The 14306-nt window shown below is 72.7% G+C and carries 13 protein-coding genes and 1 pseudogene; 5 read left to right on the top strand and 9 right to left on the bottom strand.

The window, feature by feature from the left end; all coding sequences use genetic code 11:
• Positions 1-45: 45 nt before the first annotated feature.
• Both ACQP04_RS07230 and ACQP04_RS07225 read right to left on the bottom strand, forming a co-directional pair.
• Entirely contained in the window at positions 46-906 is an 861-nt protein-coding gene (locus tag ACQP04_RS07230) for an SDR family NAD(P)-dependent oxidoreductase (RefSeq protein ID WP_433506274.1), read from the bottom strand.
• Positions 907-1084: 178 nt separating this feature from the next.
• Positions 1085-2338: a cytochrome P450 gene (locus ACQP04_RS07225; RefSeq protein WP_433506273.1), complete on the bottom strand. Its 1254-nt coding sequence runs from the start codon at positions 2336-2338 to the stop codon at positions 1085-1087.
• A gap of 111 nt (positions 2339-2449) precedes the next feature.
• Here ACQP04_RS07225 and ACQP04_RS07220 point away from each other — a divergent pair.
• Both ACQP04_RS07220 and ACQP04_RS07215 read left to right on the top strand, forming a co-directional pair.
• Positions 2450-2986: pseudogene (locus tag ACQP04_RS07220) on the top strand (SDR family NAD(P)-dependent oxidoreductase); the annotation flags it as partial.
• A 67-nt stretch (positions 2987-3053) separates the two neighbouring features.
• On the top strand, positions 3054-3239 hold the full coding sequence (locus ACQP04_RS07215) for an SDR family oxidoreductase (protein WP_433506272.1): 186 nt from the start codon (positions 3054-3056) through the stop codon (positions 3237-3239).
• A gap of 53 nt (positions 3240-3292) precedes the next feature.
• Here the strand turns inward: ACQP04_RS07215 and ACQP04_RS07210 are convergent, their stop codons facing one another.
• Both ACQP04_RS07210 and ACQP04_RS07205 read right to left on the bottom strand, forming a co-directional pair.
• Positions 3293-5713 carry a CaiB/BaiF CoA transferase family protein gene (locus ACQP04_RS07210; RefSeq protein ID WP_433506271.1) on the bottom strand — a complete coding sequence of 807 codons (2421 nt, stop codon included), beginning with the start codon at positions 5711-5713 and terminating at the stop codon, positions 3293-3295.
• Between the two features lie 59 nt (positions 5714-5772).
• Entirely contained in the window at positions 5773-5913 is a 141-nt protein-coding gene (locus ACQP04_RS07205; RefSeq protein ID WP_433506270.1) for a hypothetical protein, read from the bottom strand.
• 148 nt (positions 5914-6061) lie between these two features.
• Here ACQP04_RS07205 and ACQP04_RS07200 point away from each other — a divergent pair, with 148 nt between their 5' ends.
• The 3 genes from ACQP04_RS07200 to ACQP04_RS07190 all read left to right on the top strand — a co-directional run bounded on the left by ACQP04_RS07200 (position 6062) and on the right by ACQP04_RS07190 (position 9742).
• On the top strand, positions 6062-7963 hold the full coding sequence (locus ACQP04_RS07200; protein ID WP_433506269.1) for a 2-oxoacid:acceptor oxidoreductase subunit alpha: 1902 nt from the start codon (positions 6062-6064) through the stop codon (positions 7961-7963).
• Positions 7960-9018 (top strand): 2-oxoacid:ferredoxin oxidoreductase subunit beta, encoded by a 1059-nt coding sequence (locus ACQP04_RS07195; protein ID WP_433506268.1) that lies wholly within the window; start codon positions 7960-7962, stop codon positions 9016-9018. Before ACQP04_RS07200 ends, ACQP04_RS07195 begins: the two co-directional genes overlap by 4 nt.
• Positions 9019-9139: 121 nt before the next feature.
• Positions 9140-9742 carry a TetR/AcrR family transcriptional regulator gene (locus ACQP04_RS07190; protein WP_433506267.1) on the top strand — a complete coding sequence of 201 codons (603 nt, stop codon included), beginning with the start codon at positions 9140-9142 and terminating at the stop codon, positions 9740-9742.
• A 21-nt stretch (positions 9743-9763) separates the two neighbouring features.
• Here ACQP04_RS07190 and ACQP04_RS07185 read toward each other — a convergent pair whose 3' ends face one another.
• From ACQP04_RS07185 to ACQP04_RS07165, 5 genes are read right to left on the bottom strand one after another with little or no spacing between them, the layout of a single operon-like run.
• The gene (locus ACQP04_RS07185; RefSeq protein ID WP_433506266.1) at positions 9764-10369 is read right to left on the bottom strand and encodes a TetR/AcrR family transcriptional regulator; all 606 of its coding nucleotides are present in this window, start codon (positions 10367-10369) and stop codon (positions 9764-9766) included.
• A gap of 47 nt (positions 10370-10416) precedes the next feature.
• Positions 10417-10827 carry a Zn-ribbon domain-containing OB-fold protein gene (locus tag ACQP04_RS07180; protein WP_433506265.1) on the bottom strand — a complete coding sequence of 137 codons (411 nt, stop codon included), beginning with the start codon at positions 10825-10827 and terminating at the stop codon, positions 10417-10419.
• Positions 10824-12008: a thiolase family protein gene (locus ACQP04_RS07175; RefSeq protein ID WP_433506264.1), complete on the bottom strand. Its 1185-nt coding sequence runs from the start codon at positions 12006-12008 to the stop codon at positions 10824-10826. The genes ACQP04_RS07180 and ACQP04_RS07175 overlap by 4 nt, the downstream gene beginning before the upstream one ends.
• Positions 12008-12811 carry a crotonase/enoyl-CoA hydratase family protein gene (locus ACQP04_RS07170; RefSeq protein WP_433506263.1) on the bottom strand — a complete coding sequence of 268 codons (804 nt, stop codon included), beginning with the start codon at positions 12809-12811 and terminating at the stop codon, positions 12008-12010. Before ACQP04_RS07170 ends, ACQP04_RS07175 begins: the two co-directional genes overlap by 1 nt.
• Entirely contained in the window at positions 12808-14259 is a 1452-nt protein-coding gene (locus ACQP04_RS07165; protein WP_433506262.1) for an aldehyde dehydrogenase, read from the bottom strand. The genes ACQP04_RS07170 and ACQP04_RS07165 overlap by 4 nt, the downstream gene beginning before the upstream one ends.
• Positions 14260-14306: the final 47 nt, after the last annotated feature.

Below are 14306 nucleotides of genomic sequence, written 5' to 3'. Positions count from 1 at the left end.
CTCGGGTCCTCCCTGGTCTGGGTCCTCGTGGTGGGTGGGCGCGGGTCAGGCCTGGCCGAGGTCCTCGGGGAACCAGATGGCGACCCGGCCCATGGTGCCGCCGTCGCCGGAGGAGATGACCTGGCCGGAGGTGTAGCCGGCGTCGTCGGACACCAGCCACAACGCGACCTTCGCGTTGTCCAGCAGCGACGGCGGGCGGTCCAGCTTGAGCGGGATCGGGGTCACGCTCTTGTCCCAGGGGCCCGCGACCTCCTCGTAGGACTGGCCGACGACCGGGGCACCGGCCTCCATGAGGAAGTTCGGCGACATGCCGTGGGTCGGCGCGATCGCGTTGACCCGGATGCCCCACTTGCCCAGGTCCAGCGCCAGGCCGCGGACCATGCCGTTCACGCCGGCCTTGCTGGCCGAGTAGGACGGGATCTGGTGGTACGCCACCATCGAGGCGGCCGACGAGGTGATCAGGATCGTGCCGCCGCCGTTCTCGCGCAGCGGCTTCACCGCGTGCTTCGCGCAGAGGAACGGGCCGGTCAGGTTGGTGTTGATGACCTTGTGCCAGTCCTCGATCGGGAAGTCCTCGAACTCGAGGTGCTCGCCGCCCATCACGCTCGGCACACCGCCGCGGGACACGATGCCCGCGTTGGCCCACATGATGTCCAGCTTGCCGAACTCGTCGAGCGCGGTCTGGACCGTGCGCTCCACGTCGGCCTCGACCGTGGTGTCGGCCTGCACCGCGACCGCGGTGCCGCCCTGCTCGCTCACCAGCTTGACGGTCGCGTCCGCACGGTCGCCGTCGATGTCCATCACGACGATCTTGGCGCCCTCGGCGGCGAAGAGCTGCGACGACTGGCGCCCCAGCCCCGAGCCCGCACCGGTGATGATCGCGACCTTGTTCTCGAGCCTCGCCATGACGTGTCCTCCCTGAGACGTCCAGCGGATGGGGTCCGCGGCCCGGACCGCTCGGGGAGCGGACGGGACGGCGGCGGAAATCGCGCGCCGACCCACCGGGGAATGGTGATCGAATTGCGGTGCGGCGTTTCCGACCGCCGCACCTTATAGCGTTAGGTTCCACTCCGTCAACGCTCGTTCAGGACGACGTGACGGGCGTGAAGAGCAGCGGCAGCCGGGCGAAACCGCGGACCTGACTGGGCAGCACGACGGCCGGGTCCTCGGGGTCGAGACGGTAGTCCGGGATGCGCTTGTGGATCTCCTCCATGGCGATCCGCAGCTCCACGCGGGCCAGGTGGGAGCCGATGCAGCGGTGCGGGCCGGAGCCGAAGGACAGGTGCCGGTTCGGGGTCCGGTCGACCTGCAACGACTGCGGGTCGGCGAACTGCGAGTCGTCGCGGTTGGCGGAGCACAGCAGGAGCAGCAGCTGGTCGTCCGCCTTGATCGTCACGCCGCCGATCTCGACGTCGCGCACGGCGCGGCGCCCCATGGCGACCTGCGCCTCGTAGCGCAGGACCTCCTCGACCGCGGCCGGGATGGCGTCCGCGTCGGCGATCACCGCGTCCCGCTGGTCGGTGTTCGTCGAGAGGTGCAGCATCATCCAGCACAGCGTGCCCTGCACGGTGTGCAGGCCCGCGATGAGCAGCAGGAAGAACATCCGCGCCAGCTCGTCGTCGGTGAGGTCGCGTTCCACCCCCTCGGCGTCCTTGATGCGGGTGTGCATCACGGCGGTGGTGATGTCGTCGAGCTCCTCGCCCGCCTCGGCCGCGGCCCGGCGTGCGTGGATGACCTGCATGAAGTAGCCGAACATCTGCATGGCGGCCTCGGTCCGCGACGCCACGGCCTGCTCGGGGGTGTCGCCCGGCCTGCCGTTCATGGCGATCTCGGTCGCCTCGGTGAACATCGGCGCGTCCTCGAGCGGCCAGCCCATCAGCGCGAGGAACACCGTGGTGGGCAGCTCGTGGGCGAACTGCTCGACGAACTCGACCTTGCCCGCGCCCTGGAACTTCTCGATCAGCTCCACGACCAGCTCGCGGATCCGCGGCTCGAGCGCCCGCATCCGGGTCGGGCTGAACAGCGGCTGCAGGGCCTGCCGGTACGAGGTGTGCTCCGGCGGGTCCAGCTCGATCGGCAGGAACTTTCCCTGGCCGGCGTCGACGAGGTTGTTCGGGTAGCTGGAGAAGGTCGCGGGGTCCCTGAGGATCTCGTGCACCTCGTCGTAGGCGGTGACCAGCCAGTGGCCCCCGTACGCCGGCGACCAGACGATCGGCCCGACCTTCGCAAGCTCCGCCGTCCGCTCCTGCATCCGGTCCACCGGCATCGTGAGCGCGGGGTCGTAGATGTCGAAGTCGACGACGAGATCCGGTCTGACGTCCGCACGCGTGGTGGGCATGGCACTCTCCTGTCGGGTCGCCTGTGACTCGCTGACTTTACAAACGACGAGATGTGTCAGCTGGTAACGTAGCCGAACGGGTGAACGTCGTCGAGACCCCAGGAGGCCCCCGTGCCCGAGATCCCGCCCGCCACCTCCGGCTCGGTGCTGGACCTGTTCCGGCTCGACGGGCGGGTGGCCCTCGTCAGTGGCGCCAGCGGCGGACTGGGCGCCGGGTTCGCCTGCGCGCTGGCCGAGGCAGGAGCCGACGTCGTGCTCGCCGCCCGACGGATCGACGGCCTGGAGAAGACCGCGGCCGCCGTGCGGGAGCGCGGACGCCGGGCGCTCCCGGTCCCGACGGACGTGACGGATCCCCAGGCCTGCGAGGCAGCGGCGCAGGCGGCCGTCACGGAGTTCGGCCGGCTCGACGTACTCGTCAACAACGCCGGGATCAGCACGGTCTCCCCCGCGCTCAAGGAGGACCCCGCGGACTTCCGGCGCGTGATCGACGTGAACCTGGTGGCGGCGTACCAGCTGGCCACGGCGTGCGCGGGGGTGATGGAGCGGGGCGGCAGCGTCGTCAACGTGGCCAGCGTGCTGGGCTTGGTGAAGTCCGTGCTGCCGCAGGCCGCGTACGCCGCCAGCAAGGCGGGCATGATCGGGCTGACCCGCGACCTCGCCCACCAGTGGACCGAGCGCCGCGGGATTCGCGTGAACGCCCTCGCCCCCCGGATTCGTGGCCACGGACATGAACGCCGAGATGCCCGAGGAGTGGCTCGACCGCTTCCTCGCCACCGGGTCGCTGCACCGCCTCGGCACCCAGCGGGAGATGGACGCGGCCATGCTCTTCCTCGCCTCGCCCGCGTCGAGCTACGTCACCGGCGCGACGCTCGCCGTCGACGGCGGCATGTCCGGCCACTGAGCGAACGGCGCTCTCGCTCACTACTTGTGAGCGAGGGCGCTGTTCGTGTCTCCTCAGGCCGACTCCTCCGACAACGCGGGGTCGTCGGGCGGGGGCTGTAGCACGCCGGATCGAACGAGCCCGTCGATCTGCCGGTCGTCGCGACCGAGCAGGCTGCGGACGATCTCACGCGTGTGCTCCCCCGGCGCCGGGGCGGGTCCGAGGTCCGGGTCCGGGACACCCGAGAACCGGGCGATGCGCGCCGCGGCCGGGACCGGCGCGGACAGCAACGGGTGCGCGAGGGTGTGGAAGGAGTCGCGCGCCACCAGCTGCGGGTGGGTCAGCTCGTCGGGCAGCCGGAGCATGCCCGCGGCAGGCACGCCGGCCGCCTGCAGCAGCGCGGCCACCTCCTCCGGGGCCCGCTCCGCGGTCCACGCCGCGAGCTGCTTCTCGATCTCCTCCCGGCGGGCGAGCCGGCCGTGGAGGGTACGCAGATCCGGCTCGTCGGGGAGCTCGGTGGCCTGCGTGAGCCGCCGCCAGTCCTCGTCGTCCCGCACCTCGATCACACACCACTCGTCGTCGCCGGCGCAGGGGAAGACGCCGGCGGGCGCGACGTCCGTGCGGGAGTTGCCCTCCGCGCCCACCGTCCCGGGCTCCAGCGAGGCGCGGGCCAGAGTCGGTCCGAGCGCGACGACGGCGACGTCCGCCTGCGCGATCTCCACCGCCCGCCCCGGCCCGTCGGCACCCCGGCCGATCACCGCCGCCAGGGCCGCGACGGCGCCGACGTGCCCGGCGACGTGGTCGGGGTAGACGGTCGAGCCGTCGCAGAAGGCGGCCGGGTCGCTCACGTCGCGGTCAGGGTCGCGCCAGAGCGCGGAGACCCCGCACGAGGCCCGCACCAGCGGCCCGTACCCCATGCGCGTGCGCCAGGGGCCGCGACCGCCGAAGGCGCTGCTGTCCGACACCACGATCCGCGGGTTGATCTCCGCGAGCTCGGTGTGCGAGAAGCCCAGCGACTCCAGCGTGCCCGGCTTGAAGTTCGCCGCCACCAGGTCCGCCTGCGCCACGAGCTCGCGGAACAGCCGCGCGCCCTCCTCGCTGCGCAGGTCCAGGCCCAGGCCCCGCTTGTTGCGCTGCCCCCAGGCGAACGAGGCGTTCATGCCGCCGCCCTTGCGGGTCTGGCGCAGGCCGTCGGGGAACGCCGAGTTCTCGACCTTGATCACGTCCGCGCCCTGGTCGGCGAACAGCCGGCTCAGCTCGGCGCCGAACACGATGACTCCGAGGTCGAGCACCCGCAGCCCGGCCAACGGCCGCGCCCCCTCGTCGAGGGCGGGCAGTCCGAGGTCGGGTTGCTCGCGGGTCTCCGCGTGGTCGCCGGGCAGCGTGTCGTGCTCCCCGAGCCGGGGCGCCGGGGTCCGCAGACCCGCGCGGACGCCGTCGACCGACACGAACCCGGTGGGCACCCGCGCCCGCAGCCCGTCGCCGAGCTCGGCGTCGACCAGGGTGCCGGTGAGGGTGAAGTGGTCCGCCTCCAGCACCTCGTCGAGGGTCAGCATCCCGGCGACCGGGATGCCGCGGCGGCTCCCCTCGAGTGTGAGCTCCTCGCGGGTCCGGTCCGCGAACAGGGCCGCGATCAGCGGGTTCAGCCGGTCCGACGCCTCGAACCGGGCCGGGATGGCGTCGTAGCGCGGGTCGGCGAACTCCGCCGGCTCGCCGAGCCACTCGAACATGGCGCGCCACTGCCGCTTGGCCAGCAGGCAGATCCGGACGTGCCCGTCGGCACACGGGAAGACCGGGTAGTAGTTGGCCGCGTCCGGACGGTCCCTGGGGAAGGTCTCGGACCGGCCGGCGGCCGCCGAGCCCTGGGTGCCGAAGCCGGGGTCGAAGCCGTGCACCACCGCCTCGAAGGCCGAGACGTCGACGTGTTCGCCCCGCCCTGTGCGGACCCGCTTCACATAGGCGACGAGGGTGGCCCACGCGGCGTGGACGCCGACGGTCTGTGCGACGAGTCCCGCCGGCGGCAGCAGCGGGGTGCCGCCGGGCAGGCCGGAGCGCGAGAGCACACCGCCGGCGGCGGCCAGCACGTCCTCGGTCGCCACCCGGTCGGCCCACGGGCCGGTGCGACCGAAGTCGGTGATCGACACGACGACGAGGGCGGGGTTGGCGGCGTGCAGGTCCGCCGGCGCGAGGCCCAGGGCGTGCGCCTCGGCTCCGCCGAAGGACTCCAGCACGACGTCGGCCCGGCGGGCCCGACGCAGCAGCTCCGCGCGACCCGCCGGGTCGGTGAGGTCGAGGACCACGCCGAGCTTGTTGGCGTTGCGCAGCGCGAACCCGACGACGTCGCGCCGGCCGGGCGACCCGCCCGGCGGCTCCACGCGGACGACCTCGGCCCCGAGGTCGGCGAGGAATCGGCCGCAGGACTCGGCCGCCCCCTCGGTGAGGTCGAGGACGCGCAACGCGCGCAGGGGGAGCGTCGGAGCCGACCTGTCCGTCATGGCACCCTTCCGGTCCCGGCGGGGCCGCCGCCGTGTGCTGTCGTGGGAGCGAGCGCGCCTCAGCGGAGCGCGTGCCGAGCCGCCCGTCTGCGGCGGCGCTGCGGGCCGTGCCCACAGCCGGGCCACACGCGGCCGGTGGCCGGTGCGGCCGGCCGGCCGATCAGCCGGACGAGCGAGCGGTACAGAGTGACCACGGCCATCCTCTCGTCGTTGATACAGATGACGTAATCTGTTTCTAACGGTACTAGGTTGAAGTCCGCGGCGGCAATCGGCCCGGTGCGCGTCACAGCGCGTCGCGGTCTCCGCCCCTCACCACCCCACCGGCGGTCGCCGCCGAGGAGGACGAACGTGACGACGAACCAGGCGGGCCCTGAGGTCCGCGCGAAGGACCGGGTGGTCATCCGGTTCGCGGGTGACTCCGGCGACGGCATGCAGCTGACCGGTGACCGGTTCACCTCGGAGACCGCGACCTTCGGCAACGACCTGTCGACGCTGCCGAACTACCCGGCCGAGATCCGGGCACCCGCCGGGACGCTGCCGGGCGTCAGCAGCTTCCAGCTGCACTTCGCCAACTACGACATCCTGACCCCGGGCGACCGCCCGGACGTGCTCGTGGCGATGAATCCCGCGGCGTTGAAGGCCAACCTGGCCGATCTGCCCGCAGGTGGCGTGATCATCGTGAACACGGACGAGTTCACCAAGCGGAACCTGACCAAGGTCGGCTACCAGGCCAACCCGCTCGTGGATGACTCGTTGGCCGACTTCCAGGTCCACGAGGTCGCCATGGCCACCCTCACCAGGGGGGCCCTGGAAGACACGGGCCTGTCGAAGAAGGACGCCGAGCGGGCGAAGAACATGTTCGCCCTGGGGCTGCTGTCGTGGATGTATCACCGCCCGCACGAGGGCACCGAGCGGTTCCTGCGGGAGAAGTTCGCCCGCCGCCCCGACCTGGCCGAGGCCAACATCCTGGCCTTCCGCGCCGGGCACGCCTACGGCGAGACCACCGAGGCGTTCGCGGTCACCTACGAGGTCGCCCCGGCCAAGCTGGAGCCGGGCACCTACCGGCAGATCACCGGCAACACCGCGATGGCCTACGGCATCGTCGCGGCCGGGCAGACCACCGGGCTGCCGGTGTTCCTGGGCTCGTATCCGATCACCCCGGCCTCGGACATCCTGCACGAGCTCTCCAAGCACAAGGCCTTCGGCGTGACCACCTTCCAGGCCGAGGACGAGATCGCCGGGGTCGGCGCCGCCCTGGGCGCGTCGTTCGGCGGCGCCCTCGGGGTGACCACCACGTCCGGGCCGGGGATCAGCCTCAAGTCCGAGACCATCGGGCTGGCGGTCGCGCTGGAGCTGCCGCTGCTGGTGATCGACGTGCAGCGCGGCGGGCCCTCGACCGGGCTGCCCACCAAGACCGAGCAGGCCGACCTGCTCCAGGCGATGTACGGCAGGAACGGCGAAGCCCCGCTGCCGATCGTCGCGCCGCGCTCGCCCGGGGACTGCTTCCACGCCGCGGTCGAGGCCGCCGCGCTCGCCGTCCGCTACCGCACCCCGGTGATCGTGCTCTCGGACGGGGCGCTGGCCAACGGCTCGGAGCCGTGGAAGGTCCCGGACGCCGCCACCCTGGAGCCGGTGGATCCGGACTTCGCCACCGAGCCGAACGCCCCGGACGGATCGAACGAGTTCTGGCCGTATCTGCGCGACACCGAGACCCTGGCCCGGCCGTGGGCCATCCCGGGCACCCCGGGCCTGGAGCACCGGGTCGGCGGGCTGGAGAAGGCCGACGGCCGCGGCTCGATCAGCTACGACCCGGACAACCACGACCGGATGGTCCGGCTGCGCCAGGCCAAGATCGACAGCATCGACATCCCGGACCTACAGGTCCACGACCCGTCCGGACAGGCGGAGCTGCTCGTGCTGGGCTGGGGCTCCACCTACGGCCCCATCGAAGCCGGCGCCCGCCGCGTCCGCGCGCTCGGGCACGCCGTCGCCACGGCGCACCTGCGCCACCTCAACCCCATGCCGCGCAACCTCGGTGAGGTCCTGCGCCGCTACCGGACGGTGCTGGTGCCGGAGATGAACCTCGGCCAGCTCGCGCTGCTGCTGCGCGGGCGCTACCTGGTCGACGCGAAGTCCTACACCAAGGTGTCCGGCCTGCCGTTCAAGGCCGAGGAGCTCCAGAACGTGTTCCTCGAGTACGTCGACCCGGACTTCCTCAGCACCACCGCGCGTCAGGAGGCGCACGCATGACCACCGACCTCGGAATGCCGGGGCTCGCCCTGGTCCCGACCACGGACGCCAAGCAGACCGCGAAGGACTACACCTCCGACCAGGAGGTGCGCTGGTGCCCCGGCTGCGGCGACTACGCCGTGCTCGCCGCCGTGCGCCAGTTCCTCCCCACCCTGGGGATCCGCCGCGAGAACACCGTGTTCGTCTCCGGGATCGGCTGCTCGAGCCGCTTCCCGTACTACCTGAACACCTACGGGATGCACTCCATCCACGGCCGCGCCCCGACCATCGCCACCGGCCTGGCCGTCTCCCGCCCCGACCTCAGCGTGTGGGTCGTGACCGGCGACGGGGACGCCCTGTCCATCGGCGGTAACCACCTGATCCACGCGCTGCGCCGCAACGTCAACCTCAAGATCCTGCTGTTCAACAACCGGATCTACGGGCTGACCAAGGGCCAGTACTCCCCCACCAGCGAGGTCGGGAAGATCACCAAGTCCACCCCGATGGGCTCGCTCGACCACCCGTTCAACCCGATCTCCCTCGCGTTGGGCGCCGAGGCGAGCTTCGTGGGCCGGGCGCTGGACTCCGACCGCAAGGGGCTCACCGAGGTCCTCGGCGCCGCCGCCGCGCACCGCGGCTCCGCCCTGGTGGAGATCTTCCAGGACTGCCCGATCTTCAACGACGGCTCCTTCGACCTGCTCCGCAAGCCCGAGACCAAGGACCAGCGCCTCGTCCCGGTCCGCCACGGGGCACCCATCCGCTTCGGACCTGCCGGCGACGACGGGCTCGGCCAGTACGCCGTCGTCCAGCGCGGCTTCCGGCTCGAGGTCGTCGACGGCGCCGGCTTCGACCCCTCCGACATCGTCGTCCACGACACCACGAACCTGGAGCTCGCCTTCGCGCTCTCGCGGCTGTCCGATCAGGACTTGAACCACACCGTCACGGGCATCTTCCGCAACGTCGACCGCACCACCTACGACGACGCCGCCCGCGCCCAGCTCGAGGAGGCCCGGAGGGGCGGGGCCCCGCACCTCCAGAGCCTGCTCGACGGCCGCGACACCTGGACGATCGCCTGATATGGGGACGGTCACGGATCTGTCCGGCGAGTCCCGTCCGGTAGCGTCGACGGGCGCACGGAGGGGGAAGGCGATGGCGACGGGCTCGGAGGGAGCGCGGAAGCGGGCACCGCGTGCCCGGGTGACGGACCCTGCCACGGCGATCCTGCTCGCCGCGGAGTCCTGCTACCTCCGCCTCGGTATCACGAAGACGACGATGGACGACGTCGCACGGGAGGCCGGCGTCTCCCGCCCCACCGTGTACCGGCACTACGCGACGCGGGACGACCTGATCACCGACGTCCTGCTCGCCCGGGCCCGGGACCTGCTGGACCGGGCCCGCCGGTTCATCGACACCCGGTCGACCATCGACGCGAAGCTGGTCGACGGGATGATCTTCCTGGTGGACAGCGGGCGGCGGGACCCCATGGTCCTGCAGCTCGTCAGCCTCGAGTTCCTCGAGGTCGCGAACCGCGTCAGCGACACACCGAAGCTGGCCACGGACCTCACCGCGGAGCTCTGGGCCCCGATCCTGCGGGAGGCCAAGGAGGCCGGTGAGGTCCGCGCGGACCTCGACGTCGACCGCTTCTGCGCCTGGCTGACCTTCGTCGAGCTGATCCTGGTGGGCCGCATCGAGCGACTCGGCGCGGAGGACCCCACCCACCGGCGTCTCATGGAGCGGTTCGTGGTGCCCGCGCTGCACCACGTCGTGGAGTACGACCGCAGCGCGGCCCGGGCGGGCTGAGCAGGGCTCGCGCCCGCGGGTTCAGCCCGCGGGCGCGAGCGCCGGCAGCAGGAAGTCGCCGATGAGGTCGCGGGCCGTGGGCCCGTCGGGGTCGAACAGGTCCTCGCGGCTGACCATCATCAGCTCGAGGTCGGCCATCAACGCGCAGAACTCGTGCAGGTCGACGTCCGAGCGCATCTCCCCCGCGGCCTGGGCGGCCGACAGGATGGGCTCCCAGATCTCGTAGGTGAGGTTCTCCGCCACGTTGCTCGACGTGAGGATCCCGCTGGCGGCGCCGAGGTTCTCCGGCCGCAGCAGGGCCCGTAGGATCGGGTCCTTCCGGCCGCCGTCGATGAGGAACGCCAGCCCGTCGACCAGCTTGTCGGCGAAGGTCGTGCGGCTGTCGATGAACTCGCGCGCATGCCCGCTGAAGGCCCGCGAGCGCCGGGACACGACCTCGACGATCAGTGCGTCGCGGTCGGCGAAGTACCGGTAGACGGTGGGCCTCGAGACCCCGGCGCGCTTGGCGATGTCGTCCATCGTGGTGCGCTGCACGCCGTAGGCGAGGAAGCACTCTTCCGCCGCGGCGACCAGCCGGCGCCGTGCCTGCTCCGGGCCGCCCGCGAAGGGCCCCCGTCCTCGTCCCACGTTCATCCCCCCGCCGTTCGGACCGTCAGCGTACCGGTCGGCACGGCTCAGACCGGCTCGAACACGGGCAGGACCTCGCCCGGCTCCTCCTCGGAGCCCGACGGGACGAACCGCACCCGGACCTGCGCACCGGCACGCAGCCCGGCCGGATCGTCGGCCAGTAGCCGGACCATCAGCCACGGCCCCTCCGCCAGCTCCACGACGGCGGTGACGTACGGCACGGCCTCGGCGAGCGCCGGTAGCGGCGCCTGGTGCACCACGACCCAGCTGACCAGGGTGCCCTTCCCGGACACGACGACGGGCTCCAGGTCCGCCGAGCCGCTGTCGGGGTCGGTCCGCGCCTCGGGCGGCAGCACGGCGCCGGACGGGCCGCGCTGCATCAGCAGCTCGCCGCGGGCCGCGGCGTCGTAGAACGCCGCGCTCGCCTCGTCCCGCTCGACCAGGGGGAAGCTGCTCACGACGCCGTCCTCTCGTGCGGACTCAACACAAGTGTGGAGTGGTGCTCGAGGATCCCGCCGTTGCCGCTGACCAGGACGACGTCGTTGCGCGGGGCCTGGCGTGCTCCCCCGTCGCCGCGCGCCTGGATGACCGCTTCCGAGAGCGGCGTGAAACCCCACATGTAGTACGAGGACAGCTGCCCGCCGCCGGTGTTGCACGCCAGCTTCCCGCCCGGCGCGAGCCGCCCCTCGGACACGAACGCCCCGCCCTCGCCCTTGGCGCAGAAGCCGTAGTCCTCCAGCGTGACCAGGACGGTGTAGGTGTAGCAGTCGTAGAGCTCGGCGATGTCGACGTCGTCGACCCCGATGCCGGCCATCCGCATGGCCGCCGGGCCGGACCTTCCCGCGGGGGTGACCAGCCCCCAGTCCGACCCGGCGTGCATGCGGCGGGGGGCGTGGGCCTGGCCGTACCCCCACACGTGGACCGGCGGCTGCGCCAGGGACGCCGCGCGGTCCGCCGCGGTCACGACGACCGCGACCGCTCCGTTGCTGACCAGGCAGCAGTCCAGCAGGTGCAGAGGATCGGCGATCCAGCGCGACGCCTGGTGGTCGGCCACCGTGAGCGGCTCGCGCATCTGGGCACGCGGGTTGTGCACCGCCCACGCCCGCTGGGCGACGGCGATCTCGGCGAGCTGCTCGGAGGTGGTGCCGTAGCGCTCCATGTGCCGCCGTGCGCACAGGGCATAGAGGATGTTCGGGTTGGTGGCCCCGGAGTTCACGGACCAGCCGGTCATGCCCCGCAGGTTCCGCGGCGCGCCGGGCCGCTTCGCCCCGGAGCCCCAGGCCGCGCCGGCCGACTGCTTCGGCTTCAGCGGGGTGTCGGCGAACACGCAGGCCACGGTGGTCGCGGCACCCGCGGCGATCGCCTGCGCGGCCTGCGCCACCATGACCCCCGCCGTGGCGCCGTAGGCGTTGACCTGGTTGAGCACCGACAGGTCGTGCAGGCCGAGCACGGCGGCGAGGTTGACGTTGACGTCCTGCTTCACCCCGGCGCTGACGAGCAGCCCGTCGAGGTCGCCGAGCGCCAGACCGGCGTCCGCGACGGCGAGCCGTACCGCCTCGGCGGCGAGCGAGGTCGAGGACCGCCCGTACACCTTGCCCGTCTCGGTCAGCCCGAGACCGGCGATCGCCGCACCGGTCATCAGCGCCCCTCCCAGACCGGCTCGCGCTTCTCCGCGAAGGCCGTGGGACCTTCCTTGGCGTCCCGGCTGGTGAACACGACCTTCACCGCGTCCCGGTTGATCGCCCAGGTCTCCGGGCCCCAGTCCGAGCCGGCCGACCAGGTCTCGTGCACCACCCGCTTGCTCTGCTGCACCGAGAGCGGGGCGTTGGCCGCGACGACCTCCGCCAGCTCCAGCGCCACGTCGAGGGCCGTGCCCTGCGGGGCGACCCGGTTGACCAGGCCCAGCTCGTAGGCGCGCGCAGCCGACATCGGCTCGCCGGTCAGGATCGTCTCGAGCGCGATCTTCAGCGGGATCTGGCGCTGCAGTCGGATGACGCCACCGGCGGCCGCGAACAGTCCGCGCTTGACCTCCGGCAGCCCGAGCGAGGCCGTCTCGTCGATCACCGCGAGGTCACAGGACAGCATGATCTCCGTGCCGCCGCCCATGGCGTAGCCGTTCACGGCCGCGATCGTGGGCTTGCCGATCCAGTGCTGGACGATCCCGCCGAAGCCCCACTCCGGGTGCTCCCGATCGTCGATCCGGTTGCCCTTGGCCAGCTCCTTGAGGTCCGCACCCGCGCAGAACCCGCGCCCGGCGCCGGTGATCACCACGACCCGCACCTCGGGGTCCTGCTGCGCCTGCTCCAGGGCGGCGCCCGCGGCGATCGACAGCGCGGCGTTCACCGCGTTCATGGCCTTCGGCCGGTTCAGGGTGACGACGCCGACGTGACCCCGGCGCTCGAAGAGCGCAGCGGGCTCGGTGGTCGTGTCCGGGCTGGTCATCGGGCCTCCGGGGGCAGGTAGACGGACTTCAGCGCGACGTACGGGGTGAGGCCCTCGGGCCCCAGCTCCCGCCCCAGCCCGCTGGCCTTGACGCCGCCGAACGGGCCGAGGACGTCCAGGGCGTAGTGGTTGACGCCCACCGTGCCGGTCTCGATCCGCGCGGCCAGGGCCTCGCCGCGCTCCTGGTCCGCGGTCCAGACGGTGCCGCCGAGGCCGTACTCGGAGTCGTTGGCCAGGGCGACGGCCTCGTCCTCGTCCGAGTAGGGCGTCACCACCAGGACGGGCCCGAAGATCTCCTCGCGGGCGATCGGGCTGGTGTTCTCGACGTCGGCGAACACGGTGGGCTCCACGAACCAGCCCTCGGGCAGGGCGGCGGGAATGGACCCGCCGGCCGTCAGGCGCGCTCCGCTCCGACGGCCGGCGTCGACATGGGCGAGCACCCGCTCGCGCTGGGCCGCGCTGACCAGCGGCCCGATCTGGGTGGTCTTCTCCAGCGGGTCGCCGACACGCAGGGCCTTCACGGTGTCCGTCACGGCGTCGACGATCTCCGCGTAGCGCGAGCGCGGCGCCAGGATCCGGGTGCTCGCGTGGCAGGTCTGGCCGTTGTTGGCCAACGACACCTCGGGCAGCGCCGCGAGGAAGACGTCCAGGTCGGCGTCCTCGGCGACGAGGGCCGCGGACTTTCCGCCGAGCTCCAGGGTGACCGGACGCAGCAACCGCCCGCAGACCTCCCCGATCGCGCGCCCGGCCGCCGTGGACCCGGTGAACGCCACCTTGTCCACGCCCGGGTGCTCCACCAGGTGCGCCCCGGCCTCGCGGCCGCCGGGGAGCACGTTCAGCACTCCCGGCGGCAGCCCGGCCTCCAGGGCCGCGTCCGCGAAGGCGTAGGCGTCGAGCGCGGTCTCCGGCGACGGCTTGAGCACGACCGTGCAGCCCGCGGCCAGCGCCGGCGCGAGCTTCATCGCGGCGAGGGCCTGCGGGTAGTTCCAGGGGGTGATCGCGGCGACGACGCCGACGGGCTCGCGACGGACGCGGGTGCGGGCCAGGGGGCCGTGGCGCACGTCGTCGGCGTCCAGCCCCGCGGCCAGCCCGGCGTAGTAGTCGAACATGATCGCCGGGGCGAACCCGTTCGCGCCCACCGACAGCGCCCGTGGCATGCCGTTCTCGCGGCTGACCAGCCGGGCCGTGTCCCGGCTCCGGGCCTTCAGGGCCGCCCCGAAGCGGCGGATCACCTCCGCCCGCTCGGCACCCGTCGTCCGGCCCCACGGACCGCGCAAGGCGTCGCGTGCGGCCGCCACACCGGCGTCGACGTCGGTCGACGCGGCCAGCGCGGCGGTCCCGAGCGGCTTCCCGGTGGCGGCCTCGAGGACCTCGGTGACCACGCCACCCGCGGGGGTACGCCAGTCGCCGCCGACGAAGAAGCCGAGACGGTCGAGGGTCGCTTCCACTGGTCGTTCTCCGTTCCGCGTGCCGCCTCCGTGCGGCCCGGTCCCCC

This window comes from Pseudonocardia halophobica (assembly GCF_050948485.1).
Lineage (GTDB): Bacteria > Actinomycetota > Actinomycetes > Mycobacteriales > Pseudonocardiaceae > Pseudonocardia > Pseudonocardia halophobica.
This window is presented reverse-complemented; position numbering and strand designations above follow the sequence as displayed.

What these genes read in the sequence shown, in the direction of transcription:
- ACQP04_RS07175 (WP_433506264.1), bottom strand. Translation starts at nt 12,008, where the DNA reads ATGACCGGTGCGGCGATCGCCGGTCTCGGGCTGACCGAGACGGGCAAG.
- ACQP04_RS07205 (WP_433506270.1), bottom strand. Translation starts at nt 5,913, where the DNA reads ATGGCCGTGGTCACTCTGTACCGCTCGCTCGTCCGGCTGATCGGCCGG.
- ACQP04_RS07225 (WP_433506273.1), bottom strand. Translation starts at nt 2,338, where the DNA reads ATGCCCACCACGCGTGCGGACGTCAGACCGGATCTCGTCGTCGACTTC.
- ACQP04_RS07230 (WP_433506274.1), bottom strand. Translation starts at nt 906, where the DNA reads ATGGCGAGGCTCGAGAACAAGGTCGCGATCATCACCGGTGCGGGCTCG.
- ACQP04_RS07170 (WP_433506263.1), bottom strand. Translation starts at nt 12,811, where the DNA reads ATGACCAGCCCGGACACGACCACCGAGCCCGCTGCGCTCTTCGAGCGC.
- ACQP04_RS07210 (WP_433506271.1), bottom strand. Translation starts at nt 5,713, where the DNA reads ATGACGGACAGGTCGGCTCCGACGCTCCCCCTGCGCGCGTTGCGCGTC.
- ACQP04_RS07195 (WP_433506268.1), top strand. Translation starts at nt 7,960, where the DNA reads ATGACCACCGACCTCGGAATGCCGGGGCTCGCCCTGGTCCCGACCACG.